This window comes from Roseovarius marisflavi (assembly GCF_900142625.1).
Taxonomy (GTDB): Bacteria; Pseudomonadota; Alphaproteobacteria; order Rhodobacterales; family Rhodobacteraceae; genus Roseovarius; species Roseovarius marisflavi.
Genome location: NZ_FRBN01000012.1, coordinates 1 through 17,197 on the forward strand (window position 1 = coordinate 1; position 17,197 = coordinate 17,197).

Here is a 17,197-nt window from a genome sequence, read left to right on the forward strand (position 1 = left end):
TGTCCGTGAAGAATATGCGGCGACGATACTTCATGATGATCACTCCATCTCTCTCAAAAGATTAAAGTGTTGCATCGACCCGTTGAAACCGCCGCCCATTCTTGACCTTCGGATCGTCCTGACACAGCATGTCGAACACATGCAGTGTGGGCGGGTTCCGGACCTTCGCTGCGCTCAGCATCAAGGTCTGCTCAGCGGGACTTTTCAGACCTTCGCTGCGTGGCGAGCGAACGGCGGCTTTCCGGCATTTAGCTACTTCGTGCTCAGACACTCTGCCAACAGGTCAAACACCAGTCGAATTCTGAGGTTTGTCTTCAATTCCCGGTGCGCGACGAGCCAAGATTCTATCTCTATAGGTTCAAAATCCGGATAGGGGTTTTCGAGCTCGGAATAGGCCGTACCAATGTCGACCGGAAGAATGCCAATGCCCAGCCCTTTACGCATCAGTTCCAATGACATGGTCACGCTTGCCGTGGAAAAGTTGAAATTAGCCACCGTCAAATTGAGACCGCGCGAGGCCATGAGCCCAAGCATACGTTCAGGATATTCAAAGCCGACAAAATGCATCTTGGAAAAATCCGAGGGATGCGAAGGGCGACCGACCGCATCAAGGTAATCTGATGATGCAAAAAGATGGCCGGTCGTGTCCCGCACGCGTCTAGCGAAAAGGTTTTCGTCCTGAGGGCGGGCGTGCCGGATCGCAATATCCGCTTCACGCCGTCGCAGGTCGCTCATTTCATTGGACGCTATGATTTCAATCTGAAGGTCTGGCGCTACCGCCTGAAGCTTTTTGAGAATGTCCGGAAGAAAAAAGGTTGCCATTCCATTCGTACAGGCAATTGCCACATGCCCAGTCACCGCTTCGGATTGCCCTGTGGCCGCGATAGAAATGCGATTTGCGGCCTCGCCCATAGTTCGGAAATGCTCCAGCAACTGTGTCCCGGCCTGGGTCAGCAACAGCGCACGTGAGGTTCTTTCGAACAATGTCACACCAAGCGTTTCTTCGAGACTTGCAACTTGTCGACTAAGTGTGGGCTGAGTGAGCCCAAGCGCGCGAGCGGCTGCTGAAAGCGATCCCTCTTCGGCGGTGGCAAGAAATGCCCGCGCCTGATTCCAGTCAAAAGCTGATCTTTTCCACTCCATGATTTGCGCATACCAGAACTTACAAAATATGCAATTTTATACTTAATCGGGGTGGGCTAGGAGGAGGCGAATACGAAACCTCCATCAAGGACTCTGGCCAAATGCACAACTATTCGCAATCGATCGCCGCTTCGATCGATCCATCAAGCCAGCAAACAATTCCTATGACCACCTACCAATTTGGCTCTTGGCGGATCGCGATCAGTCGGCAACTGAGGACCAAAGAGGACTTAACCAGCCAATACGATGCTGCTTCTCGCAGTTGGGGACGGACAGCACGGCGGTATGGGCTTGATGCAGCATACCGGCGTCTATTGGTTGCGTCCGGCGCGCAGGCCGCACTTGGATCGATCGGGTCAAAAGCAAGGGTGCTGGATTGTGGGATCGGAAGCGGAAGTCTGTCCATTGCACTGAACAGCATTCTGCCGGAGCGCCTCAATTATTGCGGCATTGATCTCTCTGGAGAGATGTTGACGATGGCTGACGCAGAGATGCGGCAGGCCGTTTTGGTGCCGGAACTGAGGCAGGCAGATATACTTTCGATACCCTATGCTGACGCGTCATTTGATTTCGTCATGGCCGCCCACGTCCTTGAACACTTGCCGGAGCCGCAGCACGCATTGAGAGAGATGGTGCGCGTTCTCAAGCCGGGCGGAATGCTCTTCGTGTGTCTAACGCGGCGATCCCATTTTGGTGCATTCATCCAAATGCGCTGGCGGACATGGGCAATCACGGAACGGCAAGGCGTCTCATGGCTGGAAGCGTGTCAGCTGAATGACATTAGCTTCCAGCCCATCCATCTGAGGTCCTGCGCGGGACAAGCCAGCACGGCATTCTGGGCGCGTCGACCCGGCGGACTGGAGCACGAGACTGAAACCACTGCTGCAACAACACATCAGGAGGTTGGCTCATGAAGGTTCTGAGCAAATCAGAATGGGCGATCCTGACCTTTATCCTTGTGTACTCGTTCATCCCGACCTTTGGAGGCTTGTTCCGCGTGCTCGAATTCGCAGGCGGACCCGCGATCGCACCCGATAACCCGCGGGCGTCAGCAACACCCTTCCCCATCGTCCTGCACATTCTGAGCAGTTTCTTGTTTTGTCTTCTCGGCGCTATTCAGTTCCTGCCAAGCATCAGGCGGCAGCATCCTGCAGCACACCGCGCGTTTGGTCGGATTGTTGCAGTGGCAGGGTGTCTTTCCGCGGGAAGTGGATTGTGGATGACTCATTTCTATAGCTTTCCGATCAGCCTCCAGGGGAACTTGCTGTATTGGGCGCGGATTATCCTTGGCTTCGCGATGATCGGCTGCATCGTTAGTTCAATTGCTGCGATCAGGTCACGAAACATCTTTCAACACAGCGCCAATATATTGCGTGCCTATGCGATCGGTCAGGGCGCGTCGACACAGACGTTCATCGGCATTGGGTGGATGATCCTTTCTGGAACAGAAGCGACGGGACCGCTACGCGACGCTATGATGGTGTCTGCTTGGGCACTCAACCTTTTGATCGCCGAGGTTTTGGTGAGGGTGCTCTTGGCACCGAAACGGACTTCGTCGCTGAAGAGTCTGAGCAATAAACCTTCAAGAGTAGGACAATGAGATGATTGGTTATGTAACGATTGGGACGAAGGATTTCGATAATACGGTGAAATTCTATGACGCCCTGTTGGTAACGATGGGGATTCACAGGCTCTGGCAGCCCGGACACATGGCGGCGTTGCCATCATCGCATTAGGTTTCGCGGTAACTGACGGTCGGTTTTTTCCCACCTATTTCGTCGCAAATCACAGAAGGTAGAATATTGGCAGCACAGGCGAGCAGTTCCGCTTAGCGGCCCTTCACCACCTGGCAGCGCGATTGCAGTTTGGGCTCTTACGTGCCGTTAGCTGCGCTCTGCACCAAGGTCCGGTAAGGGCCGGAAGCCGTAAAGGCGTTGCGAATCTCATGGAGCATAATTGCCACAGTCCATTTTCGCTTTTGTTTGCTTCCACATTGCTTCCACGGCCATCATGCAAACGCAAAAGGCCGCCTTGCGGCGGCCTTCAAGCGACTGTTTTTGTTTTGTAATATTGGTTGCGGGAGGGGGAAATGGACAAGCGCGTACCAAAAATATGATAGCAGTATCAGTCTGAACTCTGGCGATCGGACGGCCAAATCATTGTTAACAATGAGGCCCCATCATTACGAATTTTGCCGTCCATGTGTTGGACGTGACCGGTCCAAGCTGCCTAAAGCCGTACAACACATTATGATTGCTAGACTAATTCTTGTCTCGATCTTGGACGGTGTCGGACGACGCAGGAGAACGTTTGACGTACATCCCCTACTAATCCCCTACTAGTAGGGACCGCCGCGTCTAAGCATTGCCGCCTCTTCCGGGTGTTGAAAACCGGAGTCGGCTGGTCGGCACAATAGATTAGCTGTGGCTTGCCACGTTGGTTGGGGCCAGGGCCAGCAAACCCTGCAAACCGGTCAAACCCGGGCACACCCCACCCCAAGCACGGGCCGTGCTGTTGGGAGGCGTTAGGCCGCTCCCGGTCCACCCTCTCCCCCGAGCTGTCTTGCCCCCATGGGAGACGAAATCGGGGATTTGCCGCAAGGGCAGGCCGAAAAAGATTCATTGCCCAAGGCTAGAAAGACCATCCATAGTCTAAGCAACTCGCTCTACATGGTATTAGCTATTGTTTTCGCTTCCGAATTGGCTCCGTCCAAAGCCACAGAACATTGACCAGCCTAAGGCCACTCAATTGGCCGAGACCGACCTCGCGGCCGCGCCCAAGGTCGGGACCAATATCGACCGACCTGTCATTGACCTCTACCGGCCGCACATCACGTCTGGCGACTGCCTGCTCGTGACTGGCTATCAAGACTTCCTTTCTTCGCTCGCCGTCCTGATGAAAGAGGTCAAGGAGCTAAAAGACCCTGACAAAGACCCAGACATCCGCATTCGGATATCATTCGGTATCGATATGGGGAACTCTCGACGGTTGGCAAAGCCAAGACCTGTGACTGAACAAATGAAGCTCTATTGGCTGGAAAATTCCGGCCTGCAGGTCGAGGATGACGATGACCTGCTCGCTGTGCTTGCAAAGCGCGCGATCCAAACTCGCAAGATTGAGCTTCGCGTCTTTGACCCTGTGCTGGCCCAGTCCCGCCTGGGGATTAACGGGGATCGTCGGATGCATTCCAAGATTGTGAGTTCACCAATAGGCGCGGTGGCGGGCTCGGCGAACTTCTCTCGCTCAGGGCTCTACAGCAATATTGAGTATGCAGATGGGCTCGACGCTGGATCGCATGAGCTTCAGCTTGAGCGCACCAGGGCGGCTGAGCAGATTTGGGACGTTTCGACCGACTGGACTGCTGAAGCGCTCGAGATCCTCGACAAGCTGATAAAGCCCGCCACCGCTGAAGACGCCATGGCGCGCATGATCGCGGAGTAGAAGGGCTTTGAGCCCTGGCTGACCGGCGGTCGCCAAGAGATCACCGGTCACACTCTCTATGAATACCAACAGGAGCTGACTTACGAGGCCTGCTCTATCACGTACGATAACGGTATCGCCTTCGTAGAAGCGCCTACAGGCTCGGGTAAAACCGAAATCGGGTGCCATCTCGCCGAGGCCTTATCGGAAACCTTTTCTCGGGTCATTCCGCGCTCTCCTGTGCACGGAGTCGCCAGGAAGAACGCGGCTGTCATCGCGCCGCCAAAGGTCATCCCGAGCTGGGAAAAGCACTCCACGAACTCTTTGGAGGCCATACCAAACACCAGTCTTTCAAAGAAGCGCCTGCGAGGAGCTGGCGACGACAACGAGACCGGTCTGAGACTCGATCAGTTCGGCATACTCATCATCGACGAAAGCCATACGGTTACGCCCGGCTTTGAACAGGCATCCCAGATGGCTGCAGCGGTCGAGCTCGCACCACCAAGCTGGAATGTCTGCTTGTCTGCCACGCTGCTGGGCAATCGTGACGTCGACTGGCTTACCCATATGCAGGAAAAGCGCGCCTCTATCTTCATGACCCCAGACTACATCCAGGCCATGGGTGAGTTGTTCGACCGCGAAATGCAAAGTTCGCCTGATATTTTCGATCAGAAGGCACCACTTGCTGTCCTATCCGAACCGGAAACCGCTCTTTCACGACAGGCTCGCACGGAACTCTCTGAACTGATTTCGCCTTTTTTGGCGCGCCGCCAGCGCCGATGCATTGGTGAGGACGAGGATCGCTCCAAGCATGGCTACCCCAAGCTTGCCAATCACGGGCGACCAAAAACGCTGAAGCTCACGAAACCTCAGAGGGCACGCCTCGACGAAATCGTGTCACTCTGCAATGACCTCGCGCCCGGCGGGCGGGTTATGTCCCGCATAGCTGACCTAGTGAACATCGCAGCGACTGTCGGCTCCTTGCGGCCTTGAGTGAGGTCTGGACAGACGTGCGTGGTGGGTGCGGGCCGTCAGCAGGCTTCATCCTGTTAGTCTAATTTGCAATCGGTCACGGGAAATTTGTAACCAATGGCGGGAAATACCTCAGCCATTGCGTAACCATCCTCGTGTTCCTTGAAGATGGCAGAGAGCTGCCTTGTAGTGATCGTCGTCGGAGCGCCATCGCGTTGCCAGATGATGGAATAAAGTTTTGCAAAAACAGATGCGCTGCCCTCCCCGGTCACAGACAGGTCAGCTGACATGCATTCGCTTATGAGGCCGCTCCTGGTGCATTTCAGGATTTCCGGTTCGCGATGCGGCCAGTCGGACACAAAGACCAGACGTTCGGCTTGTATGGTGATACTGCCCCCACCGTTGACCTCATCGTAGGGAACCAGACACTTCCAAGTTTCAGAAAACGCAGGGCTAGCGAGCAGGGCGAGAAATGCCAGGGGCGTTATCCATTTCACGATTGGTCTCCTTGTTCGGGCGAGAGCAGATACGTGGCCCACCCCTGATGATACGGCAAAAACCTTCATATCGAAGCAGGTTTATCTCACTTGGGATAATACGTGCTGAAATGGCAGCTTCACAACTCCAGGGACACGCTCGCGGTGCAGAGCCAACCACGCTTGGCCAGACACAAGTCGCAAAATGGGGTCCAGGGCGCGCGCTAGCGTTGTGAGCTGTCCTCGTGTGGAATGCTCTACATGTTGCAGGGCGTCGCGGAAACCCGCCTGAAGGCGCTTACGTCGAAACAGAAGTGTTCGAGAAAACCGCTGACATGATCGAGAAGAAGCTCGGGCTGGAAAACCAACCGCGCGCTATCGTCTTTCACGAAAAAGATGGCAGACGCCATGCGCATGTCGTCTGGTCACGCATCGATACTGAAAAGATGCGCGCAATCAATTTGCCTCACTACAAGACGAAGTTGCGCGATGTGTCGCGAGAACTTTATTTGGAACATGATTGGGATATGCCGCGCGGGTTGCAAGATCGGCGCTTGCGCGATCCACTGAACTTCAGCCGCGAAGAATGGCAGCAAGCAAAACGTGCTGGCATCGACCCTCGCGAGATCAAGGCAGCGTTTCAGGACGCATGGAAGCACTCTGACAATCGCACCTCGTTTAAGCACGCCCTCAAAGAACGGGGCTTCTGGCTGGCCAAGGGTGATCGGCGCGATTTCGTCGCTATCGATTATCGCGGGGAGGTCTATTCACTGTCGCGCTACGCGGGGGTGAAGACGAAAGAGCTGGCAGCGCGTCTCGGAGATCACGAAAAGCTTCTGTCCGTGGTTCAGGTCAAAGAAGCAATAGCGCAAAGCATGACGCGCAAGGTCGAAGAGTTCATCAAAGAGACTGAAGCCAGCACGAAGCAACGGCTCGCCGGATCTTCCCTGAAGGGGCCGACGACAAGGGCGAGCCTTACGACAACCTCCGCTGGTCCCGCTTCAAGAACTTTGAGGCGCGCGAGATGATGCGGATCGTAGACGAGCATGTCTTCCCCTTTCTGCGCCAGATGGGTGAGGAAGGCTCTTCTTACGGCACGCACATGAAGGACGCGCGGCTCGGCTTGAGGCTCATAGAGAACAGATAGTTCTTGCAGCGTGTGCCTCTGGCGATGGCATCGGCTTCATGGAAAGCGTCCAGCAGATCGTCGCTGACAAAGCCCGAAACTTCGTGGAGCTCGACATGTTCATTGTCACGCGTTGCCAACAAGTATCGCGCAAGCTGTCCGCCATCTCCCCGTTCTTTGGCTTTCAAGATCATGGCGATGCTCCTGGCGATTTACCAAGCGCGCGCAGCAAGTCAGCCCGCAGCGCTTTGACCTCTTCACATGCCGCAACGATATCAGCCTCAGTTTCTGGCGTGACAGGCAATGAGCCCTTATTCACGGCTTTCGCCAGTTGGTTGAGGTTGTTTGACAAGCGTGAGCCGCCGAGAGCACCAAGTAATCGTCCTAACGCTTCCCCATCTTTTACGGGACTCTTGCCAGATTTCCTTCGCGGTGCCACATCATGACCAAACAGACAATCACGAATATGAGCCGATAGAGCGCTTCTCCCGCGCTCTGCATCAAGCCGTGCACGTTCCTCGAAGGTAAAGCGAATAGAGAACGGCGGCGGATACTTAGGCTTTTCAGCCTTTTGAGCCGCTATATCATTGAAATTATGATCTAAAGTGCTCATCGTCACACCTCAGACTCTTCGAGTCTAACTGTGCGAGCTGGCGTTCCCATTCCTCAAGGGAATTGAACAGTTTTATCAATTCCTCGGCCTTTAGGGAATGGAACTGGGAGTTCGAACTTTTGCCCTCCGGGCGCACCATTTTCCCCCGCTTCAAACCGTATGGATGATCTCGAATTTTTCGCGGGGCTCTGGTTCCCATTTGACACGCAGGTGCCCTCAGGCACCTTTGAAGTTGACCCGTCCTTCAAGTTCAAGAGCGTCGTCCACGTCCATCTCTTCGGCCTGCGCGGCGCGGCGTTCGGCCTTTTGGCGGCGCAGGCGGCCGAATTGCCCGATCGCGATGCCAAGCAGGATGATCGCGCCACCGGGAATAAGGCCGGGGCCGGGGTCTTCGCCCAAAAGCAGCATGGCGATCACGAGGGCGGCAACCGGGGAAAACGACGTCGCCAGCGAGATATCCCCCGAGCGCGCGTATTTCAGGCCAAGCGTCCAGGAAAACTGACCGATGATGATCACGATCACTGCGTAAACCCAGACCCATTTCCAGACGATCGAGGCGAAAATATCCTGAAAATGCAGGGCGCCGTAAAGGTACATCGCCAGAAAATAGTAGATGATTGTGCCTACCACTGTTCGGTAGATCGAGAATATACCAAGCGGAATACCGGTCAGGCCAACCCGGCTTACGATGGTTGAGGCAATAAAAGACAGGGTGGCAAAGACGGTCGCGATCTCGCCGCGGCCAAACTCGAACGACATGCCCTCACTGTTCAGCACCAGCATGACCAGCGCGCCACAGAGCGCGATCAGACCTGCACCAAAGGCCCATGGGTCAAGCTTTTCTCCAAGGATGAAAAACGCTGTGAGCAAAAACAGCGGCGGCTCTATCCGCCCGATCAGCACCACGTTGGTCACGGTCGTATAATCCAGCGCGACAAAGAAAAGCGCCGGTGTTACCGCCGAGGATAACAACGCCGACAGGGACAACACGCCCCAATCCTTGCGCGTCAGCTTGCGCAGGTTTTCCAGCGTCCAATCCTTGTAGAACATGAAACCCATCGGAATCAGCGACAGCAGCGAGCCGAGAAACAGCAGGTTGCAGAGCGTGATGGCATTGCGCCCCATGATCGGGTGCTCGCGTCCGATATCGGCCAGAAGCGAGACGATGGAATTCGCCGAGGCATAGACGATCACCGCCAGCCAGACGAGCGCCGCCCCCATGACGGCCTTTGACATGTCTCTGGTCGGCTCGGTGCTGGCTTGGCTCATGATCTCTGTCCTGATCGGGAAAAGGGTTTAGGGGTAAATTGACTTTGGGCGCGTCACAGACAAGCCAGGGGGGTCACACAATGGGTCACGATCACGTCGGCGATCTGAAACCTTTTGTCCATTGCTATGGCATAAACGGAAATTCTCCAAACGGATCATGGGGCATGATAGTTGGGAGAAGTGCTTGGCCCCGACCGGCCGCCCTTGTAGCCTTGTGCCTGGCAACAGGAGGATGCCGATGCTCAACGTCAACCCAGATAGATTTCTGGCCGACCTGCACCGCTTGCGCGAATTTGGCGCGGCGGGGGTGGGCAAGGGCGTGGTGCGCCCGGCGTTTAGCGCGCCCGATATTGCCGCGCGCGAATGGCTGGCCGAACGGATGCAGGACGCCGGGTTGGTGCCGCGGTTTGATCCGGTGGGCAACCTCTTCGGGCTTGCGGCGGGGCCATCCTTGTTGATCGGCTCGCATAGCGACAGCCAGCCCGAGGGCGGTTGGCTTGACGGCGCACTAGGCGTGATTGCCGGGCTTGAAATTGCCCGCGCCGCGCAAGAGGCGGGCGGGCCTGCGATCTCGGTGGTGTCCTTTCAGGATGAAGAGGGCCGCTTTGGCGTCACCACCGGAAGCGCGATCTGGGGCGGCGCCCTTGCGCTTGAGGTGGCGGATCAACAGACCGACGGGCAGGGCATTACCTTTGCCGAAGCTCGCGCCGCCATGGCCCATCTGGCGGGTGATTTTGTTGATCCGGGTCAATTCACCGGCTTTCTTGAGATGCATATCGAGCAGGGGCCCTGGTTGTTCGAGGCGCAAGAGGCGGTTGGCGTGGTCAGTGATATCGTCGGCATCCGCGATATGCGGATCACCTTTGAGGGCGAGCAGAACCATGCCGGCACCACGCCGATGCACCGCCGTCGCGATGCGTTTCAGGCGCTTGGCCGCTTTAACGCGCTGATCAACGACCGGTTTCGCAATGTTGTCACGCCCCAGACGGTCTGGACCATCGGGCATGTGCGCCTGCACCCGGATGCGCATTCGATTGTGCCGGGACGGGCGGTGTTCTCGATGCAATGGCGCGATGGCGACAGGGATCGTTTGCGCCGGATGGAAGAGATCATCCACAGCACCGCCGCGCAGGTGGCCAAGGAAATGGAGATGACGGTTACGTTCGGCCCGATGCTTGGGCTTGAACCGGTGGCGATGGATGCGCGGCTTCAGGCGGCGCTGCGCGAAAGCGCCGAGGCCAAGGTGCCCGGTCGCTGGCGGGCGATGCCATCGGGGGCGCTGCATGATGCGACCAATGTGGCGCGGCTCATGCCTGCGGCGATGCTGTTCGTGCCCTCGATCAACGGCATCAGCCATGCCTTTGGCGAGGATACCGATGAGGCCGGCCTTGTGGCCGGCCTCAGGGTTCTGGCGGGGGCGGCGATGCGGGCGGCCTAGACGCGCCGCTTGCCAGCCGTGACCGGCTGCCGCGCAGAAAGAGGGCTTGGCCTAGCCCAAAAGGATCGCGTCAGAGCCCCCCGCGCCCCGGCGCAGCGCGTGCACATCCGCCAGCTCTGGATCGTTGATCCAGCCAAGCGCGGACTCGCGATCCGGAAAGGACAGGATCGCCGCCATGTCCGGCAGGCTTGGCGCGCCGTCAAGGGCGCTCAGGTCCTTGCTGGCCGAAACGACGCTGCCGCCATAAAGGGCAAGCGCCGCGCCGGCCTTTTCGCGGTAGGCGGCAAGTGACTCGGGGTTGGTGATGGTCAAAGCAGCATAGGCATAAATCATTTTCGGGTCTCCGTGAGTGGTGTGAGCGCTAGATAAACGCGAATGCAGCATGCGAAAACGCGTGTATTTGCATACCACACATGCGATAATGCATGGCATGGAGCTTGACTGGGACGACATCAAAACCATCCTCGCCGTGGTCCGGGACGGCACGCTTCGCCGCGCCGCGCAAACGCTTGGCGTGAATTATACCACCGTCGCGCGCCGGATCACGCGGGCCGAAACCGCGCTTGGCCAAAAGCTGTTCGAGCGTCTGACCGAAGGCTACCGCCCGACCGAGCTTGGGCTTTTGGCGGCGCGCCACGGCGAACAGATGGAACAGCATCAGAACGCCCTGCTGCGCCAGCTACAGGGCCGGGATGAGACCCTGCGCGGCCCGCTGGTGATCACCGCGCCGCAGATTTTGCTGAACCTGCATCTGGTGCATGTCATCGACCAATTCTGCAGCCTGCACCCCGAGGTCGAGCTGTCGGTAAATGCCGCCAACGACCTTGTTGACCTTGGCCGTGGCCGCGCCGATCTTGCGGTGCGGGTCAGTGACAGCCCCGGCGATGCCCTGACCGGCCTGCGCCTGAGCGATCAGCACACGGCTGCCTTTGCCAGCCCCGAGGTCGCCCGCCGCATTGCAGAGGCCCCGGATGATCCCACCGGCTGGATCGTGTATAGCCAGACCAAGGGCGTGCCCGCCGCCGCCCTTGCCCGCAACCCGCGAGCCTTTGTGCGGGCGCGCTTTGACGACATGATCGCGATGATCGGCGCGGCGCAGGCCGGGCTTGGCGTGGTGCGCATGCCGATGTTCATCGGGCGCGGCACGCCCGACCTGGTGCAGGTGCCGGTGATGGAGCCAAGCCCCTATGCCCCGATCTGGGCGGTGGCGCATGCCGATGTCTGGCCCGGCGCCAAGGTCAGCGCGTTCCGCGCCCTTCTCAAGGCATATTTCCGCGAGCATGGCAGCGCATTTCGCGCCTGAAACATAGGCCGTGAAAGTAGGCAGTCTTTCACCTCGAGCTGCAATTTTGCGCTGCAGCGGCCTGTCTGAGGTGGCTGGGTTTCGTCAGGCAGGGGGCGGGGCGGCTTGTCTGACCTTGCGGTCAGCCGCGCGAGGCCCGCGCGTAAGGGCGGCAAGAGCCTTTTGCTGATCGGCAAGCGATTTTTCGACATGGTTCAGATGTGCACGCACCATCCCGCTGCTGTCTTGGCGCGACAGCCGCAACCCCGTCCCAAAAGGATCGAACGGACAACCTTTTGCCGGCGCAGGCCTAAGGTGGGGTTATTGCGCCGCCACCGCCTTGGGGTCGGCGAGCGTCACGATATCCATCATGATGGTGTTGAGCTCGAAATCCTTGGGGGTATAGACCCGCGCCACGCCCATTTCGCGCAGGCGCTTGGCGTCATCGTCCGGGATAATGCCGCCGACGATCACCGGCACGTGGCCAAGCCCCGCCTCGCGCATCCGCGCCATGAGGTCTTCGACAAGCGGCATGTGGCTGCCTGACAGGATCGAGAGGCCGACAACATGGGCCTCGTCCTCAAGTGCTGTGCGCACGATTTCCTCTGGCGTCAGGCGGATACCGGCATAGCCGATGTCCATACCGCAATCGCGGGCGCGAAAGGCGATCTGTTCGGCGCCGTTGGAATGGCCATCAAGCCCCGGCTTGCCGACCAGAAACTTGAGCCGCCGCCCAAGGCGGTCGCTCACCGTGTCGACGGCGGCGCGGATATCATCAAGGCCCTCGGTCATGTTCGAGGGGTTGGCCGAGACGCCGGTCGGGCCGCGATATTCGCCAAAGACGGCGCGCATCTGTGCGGCCCATTCGCCGGTGGTCACGCCGACACGGGCGCAGGCAATCGAAGGCTCCATCACGTTGCGACCCTCGGCGGCGGCGGCGCGCAGATTGGCGAGCGCCTCTTTCACGGCTGCCGCATCGCGGTTGTTACGCCAGTCGTTCAGGCGGTTGATCTGTTCGGCCTCGACCGCCGGATCGACCACCATGATGCCGCCATCCTCGGTCTGAAGCGGCGAAGGCTCTCCCTCTTGCCAGCGGTTGACGCCGACGACGATGGTTTCATTGCGCTCGATCCGGCCAAGGCGTTCGGCGTTGCTATCGACAAGGCGGGCCTTCATGTACTCGATCGCATCGACCGCGCCGCCCATGCTGTCGATATTGGCCAGCTCGTGACGCGCGCCGTCCTTGAGCGTCTCGACCTTGGCATCGACCGCCGGGTTGCCCTCAAAGAGGTCGTCGAACTCAAGAAGGTCGGTTTCATAGGCCAGGATTTGTTGCATGCGCATCGACCATTGCTGATCCCAGGGGCGCGGCAGCCCGAGCGCTTCGTTCCAAGCGGGCAATTGCACGGCGCGGGCGCGGGCCTTTTTGCTCAGGGTCACGGCCAGCATTTCAATCAGGATGCGATAGACGTTGTTTTCGGGCTGTTGCTCGGTCAGGCCGAGGCTGTTGACCTGCACGCCATAGCGAAACAGGCGAAACTTTGGATCGCTGACGCCATAGCGGGTTTCAAGGATTTCATCCCAGAGATCGACAAAGGCGCGCATCTTGCACATCTCGGTCACAAAGCGAATGCCGGCGTTCACAAAGAACGAGATCCGCCCCGCAAGCGCCGGGAAATCCTCGGGTGCGACGCGCGGTTTGAGTTCGTCAAGCACGGCGGTGGCGGTGGCCAGGGCAAAGGCCAGTTCCTGTTGCGGTGTCGCACCGGCCTCTTGCAGGTGATAGGAACAGACGTTCATCGGGTTCCATTTCGGCACGTGCTTATAGCAATATTCGGCCACATCCCCGATCATTTTGAGGCTGGGTTTCGGCGGACAGATATAGGTGCCCCGGCTCAGGTATTCCTTGATCAGGTCGTTTTGCACGGTGCCCTGAAGCGCGGTCACATCCGCGCCCTGTTCCTCGGCCACGGCGATATAAAGCGACAACAGCCAGGGCGCGGTGGCGTTGATCGTCATCGAAGTGTTCATCTGATCGAGCGGGATATCGGCAAACAGCGCGCGCATATCGCCAAGGTGGCTGACCGGCACGCCGACCTTGCCAACTTCGCCGCGCGCCAGAATGTGATCGCTGTCATAGCCGGTCTGCGTCGGCAGATCGAAAGCCACCGAAAGCCCGGTTTGCCCCTTGGCAAGGTTGGCGCGGTAAAGCGCGTTCGAGGCCGAAGCGGTGGAATGGCCCGCATAGGTCCGGATAAGCCAGGGACGATCCTTGGTCTGGTCTTTCTGCGTCTGCGACATGATGGGGCCTCTGAATCGGTTTGGGTAATTTTGTTACGTTCGGCTTCGGTTATATGCAATAAAATGCCGCTGTCAATTCGCTGCATCGCGGCATGGCTTCATTTACACAGGCATTTACGCGGGGTGCAAACCCTGCTTTGCTGCGCGGATGGGGAAAGTGGTGGAAATGCCCATTTGGGCGCTGATCTTGCTTGTTGCTTTTGCAGCAGTGACATTCGCGTCGCATTTCCTGTTTCCCTCGGTGCGCTGGTTTTTCCGTCGGCGGATGGAGCGGGTGGTGGCCAAGCTCAACACCCGGCTTGAGCGACCGATTGAGCCGTTCAAGCTTGCGCGGCGCTATGACATGATTCAGCGGCTGATCTATGATCCCGAGGTGAGCCGCGCAATTGTCGCCCATGCCAAGGCACAAGGCATCCCCGAGAACGTCGCCTTTGAACAGGCCCAGAGCTATGCCCGCGAAATCGTGCCAAGCTTTAGCGCCAGTGCCTATTTCGGCTTTGCGATCCGCGCCGCCAAATGGCTGAGCTGGTCGTTATATCGCGTCCGGTTGGGCAATTTCGATGCCGCCGCCCTGAGCGCGGTGGATAAAGAGGCGACGGTGGTCTTTGTGATGAACCACCGCAGCAACATGGATTACGTTCTGGTGACATGGCTGGCGGCGGAACGCTCGGCGCTTAGCTATGCGGTGGGCGAATGGGCGCGGGTCTGGCCGCTGAGCCGGTTGATCCGGGCGATGGGCGCCTATTTCATCCGCCGCAAATCGCGCGGTGACCTCTATCGCAGGGTTCTGGCGCGCTATGTCGGCATGGCCACCGATGGCGGCGTGACCCAGGCGATGTTCCCCGAAGGCGGGCTGAGCCTTGATGGCGCCCTCGCGCCGCCGAAACTCGGCTTGCTGAAATACCTTGTCGAAGAGCGCACGCCCGGTGTGCGGGATGTGGTGTTCGTGCCGGTCGCCCTCAATTACGACCGGGTGTTCGAGGATCGTCTTCTGGTGGCGGCAGGACAGGCCGGCGGGCGCAAGTTTCCGGCGCGCATCAGTGTGATCGGGCGGTTTATCCTCAAGCAGATCTGGCTGCGCCTGCGCGGGCGCTATCACCGGCATGGCTATGCGGCGGTCAGTTTCGGGGCGCCGCTCTCGCTCGCGGCGTTCGAACGCGATCATCCGGGGGCGGGGATCGAAGGGCTTGCAGAGCTCTTGATGGAGAGGATCGGCCAGGAGGTGCCTGTGCTGCCCGTTCCGCTTGTGGCGCGGGCGATGTTGCGGGCCAAAGCGCCTCTGAGCCTGGCCGAGCTAGAGGAAAGCGTCACCCGCATGGCGGCGGATTTGCGAAGCGCCTATCTGCACCTGCCGCGTGACGATATCGGTTATGGCGCGCGGTTTGGTCTTCAGGCGTTGACCAAGCGCGAGATGGTGCAAGAGGGCGATGGTAAGTATTCGGTGGTCGAGCATGAGCGGCCCATCGTTGAATTCTACGCGGCCTCGATCGCCCATCTTTTTCGCGACCGCAGCACGAAATAGCAGCAATTTCTGCGTTCGCTCGGTCATAAAATTACAAAAATGCGCCCTTTGGCATTGCATTGTTGCGTTCCGGCGGATATTTCAAGGGCAGAGAGGCGCGATTCTGCGTCGCGGCAATTTTGTGACAGGAGGCTATCATGGCTTTGGATACAGAACCGGGTATTGCGCCCTACGAGGCACCCGAAAAAGACCTGTACGAGGTCGGTGAAATGCCCCCCCTGGGCTATGTCCCCAAGCAGATGTACGCTTGGGCGATTCGGCGCGAGCGGCACGGCGAGCCCGACAAAAGCTTTCAGATCGAGGTGGTCGATACCCCCATTCTGGACAGCCACGAAGTGCTTGTTCTGGTGATGGCGGCAGGCGTTAACTATAACGGTGTTTGGGCCGGCCTCGGTGTTCCGATCAGCCCGTTTGACAGCCATGGTGCCGACTATCACATCGCCGGGTCCGATGCCTCGGGCATTGTCTGGGCTGTGGGGGATCGGGTCAAGAACTGGAAGGTGGGCGACGAGGTTGTCATCCACTGTAACCAGGATGATGGCGACGACGAAGAATGCAACGGCGGCGATCCGATGTTCTCGCCGAGCCAGCGGATTTGGGGCTACGAAACCCCGGATGGGTCGTTTGCCCAATTCACCAACGTTCAGGCGCAGCAATTGCTGCCGCGCCCCAGGCATCTGACATGGGAAGAAAGCGCCTGCTACACCCTGACGCTGGCCACCGCCTATCGGATGCTGTTCGGGCATCACCCGCACGAGCTTAAGCCCGGTCAAAACGTTCTGGTCTGGGGCGCCTCGGGTGGCCTTGGGTCGTTTGCCATTCAGTTGATCAATGCCGCAGGCGGCAATGCCATCGGTGTGATCTCGGACGAGGACAAGCGCGAGTTCGTGATGGATCTTGGCGCCAAGGGCGTGATCAACCGCAAGGACTTTAGCTGTTGGGGGCAATTGCCCACCGTGAACACGCCCGAATATGCCGCGTGGTTCAAGGAAGCGCGCAAGTTCGGCAAGGCGATCTGGGACATCACTGGCAAGGGCAACAACGTCGATATCGTGTTTGAACACCCCGGCGAAGCGACTTTCCCGGTGTCCAGCCTTGTGTGTAAAAAGGGCGGCATGGTGGTGATCTGCGCCGGGACCAGCGGCTTTAACTGTACGTTTGACGTGCGCTATATGTGGATGCACCAAAAGCGCCTGCAGGGCTCGCACTTTGCCCACCTCAAGCAGGCGGCATCGGCCAACAAGCTGATGATCGAGCGCCGGATTGATCCCTGCATGTCGGAAGTGTTCCCCTGGGATGAAATTCCTGCCGCGCACCTCAAGATGCTGCGCAATGAGCATAAGCCGGGCAATATGGCGGTTCTGGTTCAGGCCCCGCGCACCGGGTTGCGCACGGTCGAGGACGTGATCGAGGCCGGCCGTTCATAATCAGCCTTGGGTTTAGTGACCCGAAACCGCCCGCGAATCGCTCGATCGGTTCGCGGGCGGTCTGCGTTTGGGTGCGCTTCAATGATGTCAGATGCTTAGCAAAAGACTGCCCCGCTATTTCTGGGGAGTTGTTATTCGCGAATAACAACGATTCTTAACACGTGCTATAGTTGTGTTAACTCTTTATTAACCAGTGCTACGCGAGGCT

Annotated in this window: 17 protein-coding genes; 10 read left to right on the forward strand and 7 right to left on the reverse strand. The window is 58.4% G+C overall.

Going from position 1 to position 17,197, the window contains the following annotated elements; all coding sequences use genetic code 11:
* Nucleotides 1-252: 252 nt before the first annotated feature.
* Nucleotides 253-1,143 (reverse strand): LysR family transcriptional regulator, encoded by an 891-nt coding sequence (locus BUB78_RS11520; RefSeq protein ID WP_073198250.1) that lies wholly within the window; start codon nucleotides 1,141-1,143, stop codon nucleotides 253-255.
* Between the two features lie 101 nt (nucleotides 1,144-1,244).
* Here BUB78_RS11520 and BUB78_RS11525 point away from each other — a divergent pair, with 101 nt between their 5' ends.
* From BUB78_RS11525 to BUB78_RS21170, 5 genes are all read left to right on the forward strand, one after another.
* Nucleotides 1,245-2,057, forward strand: coding sequence for a class I SAM-dependent methyltransferase (locus tag BUB78_RS11525; protein WP_084732843.1), 813 nt, complete (start codon nucleotides 1,245-1,247; stop codon nucleotides 2,055-2,057).
* Nucleotides 2,054-2,743 (forward strand): DUF2306 domain-containing protein, encoded by a 690-nt coding sequence (locus BUB78_RS11530; RefSeq protein WP_073198252.1) that lies wholly within the window; start codon nucleotides 2,054-2,056, stop codon nucleotides 2,741-2,743. The genes BUB78_RS11525 and BUB78_RS11530 overlap by 4 nt, the downstream gene beginning before the upstream one ends.
* 970 nt (nucleotides 2,744-3,713) lie before the next feature.
* Nucleotides 3,714-3,872, forward strand: a complete 159-nt coding sequence (locus tag BUB78_RS20925) for a hypothetical protein (protein WP_220084006.1) — start codon at nucleotides 3,714-3,716, stop codon at nucleotides 3,870-3,872.
* A 19-nt stretch (nucleotides 3,873-3,891) separates the two neighbouring features.
* Complete coding sequence (locus BUB78_RS21165) at nucleotides 3,892-4,584, forward strand: phospholipase D family protein (protein WP_245813454.1); 693 nt, start codon at nucleotides 3,892-3,894, stop codon at nucleotides 4,582-4,584.
* A gap of 39 nt (nucleotides 4,585-4,623) precedes the next feature.
* Complete coding sequence (locus tag BUB78_RS21170; RefSeq protein ID WP_281248873.1) at nucleotides 4,624-5,556, forward strand: DEAD/DEAH box helicase family protein; 933 nt, start codon at nucleotides 4,624-4,626, stop codon at nucleotides 5,554-5,556.
* 56 nt (nucleotides 5,557-5,612) lie between these two features.
* On the opposite strand, the gene BUB78_RS11540 is transcribed toward BUB78_RS21170, so the two are convergent.
* Nucleotides 5,613-6,032, reverse strand: a complete 420-nt coding sequence (locus BUB78_RS11540; RefSeq protein ID WP_139279323.1) for a hypothetical protein — start codon at nucleotides 6,030-6,032, stop codon at nucleotides 5,613-5,615.
* 224 nt (nucleotides 6,033-6,256) lie between these two features.
* Here BUB78_RS11540 and BUB78_RS11545 point away from each other — a divergent pair, with 224 nt between their 5' ends.
* A complete protein-coding gene (locus tag BUB78_RS11545; RefSeq protein WP_425442180.1) occupies nucleotides 6,257-7,039 on the forward strand; it encodes a relaxase/mobilization nuclease domain-containing protein in 783 nt (260 codons plus the stop codon).
* Nucleotides 7,040-7,100: 61 nt separating this feature from the next.
* Here the strand turns inward: BUB78_RS11545 and BUB78_RS11555 are convergent, their stop codons facing one another.
* The 3 genes from BUB78_RS11555 to BUB78_RS11565 all read right to left on the reverse strand — a co-directional run bounded on the left by BUB78_RS11555 (nucleotide 7,101) and on the right by BUB78_RS11565 (nucleotide 9,019).
* Nucleotides 7,101-7,331, reverse strand: a complete 231-nt coding sequence (locus BUB78_RS11555; RefSeq protein ID WP_181444377.1) for a hypothetical protein — start codon at nucleotides 7,329-7,331, stop codon at nucleotides 7,101-7,103.
* Nucleotides 7,328-7,750, reverse strand: a complete 423-nt coding sequence (gene mobC, locus BUB78_RS11560; protein ID WP_073198254.1) for a plasmid mobilization relaxosome protein MobC — start codon at nucleotides 7,748-7,750, stop codon at nucleotides 7,328-7,330. Before mobC ends, BUB78_RS11555 begins: the two co-directional genes overlap by 4 nt.
* Nucleotides 7,751-7,966: 216 nt before the next feature.
* Nucleotides 7,967-9,019, reverse strand: coding sequence for a DMT family transporter (locus BUB78_RS11565; protein ID WP_073198255.1), 1,053 nt, complete (start codon nucleotides 9,017-9,019; stop codon nucleotides 7,967-7,969).
* A 238-nt stretch (nucleotides 9,020-9,257) separates the two neighbouring features.
* Here BUB78_RS11565 and BUB78_RS11570 point away from each other — a divergent pair, with 238 nt between their 5' ends.
* Nucleotides 9,258-10,457 (forward strand): hydantoinase/carbamoylase family amidase, encoded by a 1,200-nt coding sequence (locus BUB78_RS11570; protein ID WP_073198354.1) that lies wholly within the window; start codon nucleotides 9,258-9,260, stop codon nucleotides 10,455-10,457.
* Between the two features lie 51 nt (nucleotides 10,458-10,508).
* Here BUB78_RS11570 and BUB78_RS11575 read toward each other — a convergent pair whose 3' ends face one another.
* Nucleotides 10,509-10,790, reverse strand: coding sequence for a DUF1330 domain-containing protein (locus BUB78_RS11575; RefSeq protein WP_073198256.1), 282 nt, complete (start codon nucleotides 10,788-10,790; stop codon nucleotides 10,509-10,511).
* Nucleotides 10,791-10,887: 97 nt separating this feature from the next.
* Here BUB78_RS11575 and BUB78_RS11580 point away from each other — a divergent pair, with 97 nt between their 5' ends.
* Entirely contained in the window at nucleotides 10,888-11,760 is an 873-nt protein-coding gene (locus tag BUB78_RS11580; RefSeq protein ID WP_073198257.1) for a LysR family transcriptional regulator, read from the forward strand.
* 300 nt (nucleotides 11,761-12,060) lie between these two features.
* Here the strand turns inward: BUB78_RS11580 and BUB78_RS11585 are convergent, their stop codons facing one another.
* Nucleotides 12,061-14,040, reverse strand: a complete 1,980-nt coding sequence (locus tag BUB78_RS11585; RefSeq protein WP_073198258.1) for a protein meaA — start codon at nucleotides 14,038-14,040, stop codon at nucleotides 12,061-12,063.
* Between the two features lie 148 nt (nucleotides 14,041-14,188).
* Here BUB78_RS11585 and BUB78_RS11590 point away from each other — a divergent pair, with 148 nt between their 5' ends.
* Nucleotides 14,189-15,562: a 1-acyl-sn-glycerol-3-phosphate acyltransferase gene (locus BUB78_RS11590; protein WP_073198259.1), complete on the forward strand. Its 1,374-nt coding sequence runs from the start codon at nucleotides 14,189-14,191 to the stop codon at nucleotides 15,560-15,562.
* 137 nt (nucleotides 15,563-15,699) lie between these two features.
* A complete protein-coding gene (ccrA, locus tag BUB78_RS11595) occupies nucleotides 15,700-16,989 on the forward strand; it encodes a crotonyl-CoA carboxylase/reductase (protein ID WP_073198260.1) in 1,290 nt (429 codons plus the stop codon).
* Nucleotides 16,990-17,197 lie beyond the last annotated feature (208 nt).

What these genes read in the sequence shown, in the direction of transcription:
- BUB78_RS11520 (WP_073198250.1), bottom strand. Translation starts at nt 1,143, where the DNA reads ATGGAGTGGAAAAGATCAGCTTTTGACTGGAATCAGGCGCGGGCATTT.
- BUB78_RS11525 (WP_084732843.1), top strand. Translation starts at nt 1,245, where the DNA reads ATGCACAACTATTCGCAATCGATCGCCGCTTCGATCGATCCATCAAGC.
- BUB78_RS11530 (WP_073198252.1), top strand. Translation starts at nt 2,054, where the DNA reads ATGAAGGTTCTGAGCAAATCAGAATGGGCGATCCTGACCTTTATCCTT.
- BUB78_RS20925 (WP_220084006.1), top strand. Translation starts at nt 3,714, where the DNA reads ATGGGAGACGAAATCGGGGATTTGCCGCAAGGGCAGGCCGAAAAAGAT.
- BUB78_RS11555 (WP_181444377.1), bottom strand. Translation starts at nt 7,331, where the DNA reads ATGATCTTGAAAGCCAAAGAACGGGGAGATGGCGGACAGCTTGCGCGA.
- mobC (WP_073198254.1), bottom strand. Translation starts at nt 7,750, where the DNA reads ATGAGCACTTTAGATCATAATTTCAATGATATAGCGGCTCAAAAGGCT.
- BUB78_RS11565 (WP_073198255.1), bottom strand. Translation starts at nt 9,019, where the DNA reads ATGAGCCAAGCCAGCACCGAGCCGACCAGAGACATGTCAAAGGCCGTC.
- BUB78_RS11570 (WP_073198354.1), top strand. Translation starts at nt 9,258, where the DNA reads ATGCTCAACGTCAACCCAGATAGATTTCTGGCCGACCTGCACCGCTTG.
- BUB78_RS11575 (WP_073198256.1), bottom strand. Translation starts at nt 10,790, where the DNA reads ATGATTTATGCCTATGCTGCTTTGACCATCACCAACCCCGAGTCACTT.
- BUB78_RS11580 (WP_073198257.1), top strand. Translation starts at nt 10,888, where the DNA reads ATGGAGCTTGACTGGGACGACATCAAAACCATCCTCGCCGTGGTCCGG.
- BUB78_RS11585 (WP_073198258.1), bottom strand. Translation starts at nt 14,040, where the DNA reads ATGTCGCAGACGCAGAAAGACCAGACCAAGGATCGTCCCTGGCTTATC.
- BUB78_RS11590 (WP_073198259.1), top strand. Translation starts at nt 14,189, where the DNA reads ATGGGGAAAGTGGTGGAAATGCCCATTTGGGCGCTGATCTTGCTTGTT.
- ccrA (WP_073198260.1), top strand. Translation starts at nt 15,700, where the DNA reads ATGGCTTTGGATACAGAACCGGGTATTGCGCCCTACGAGGCACCCGAA.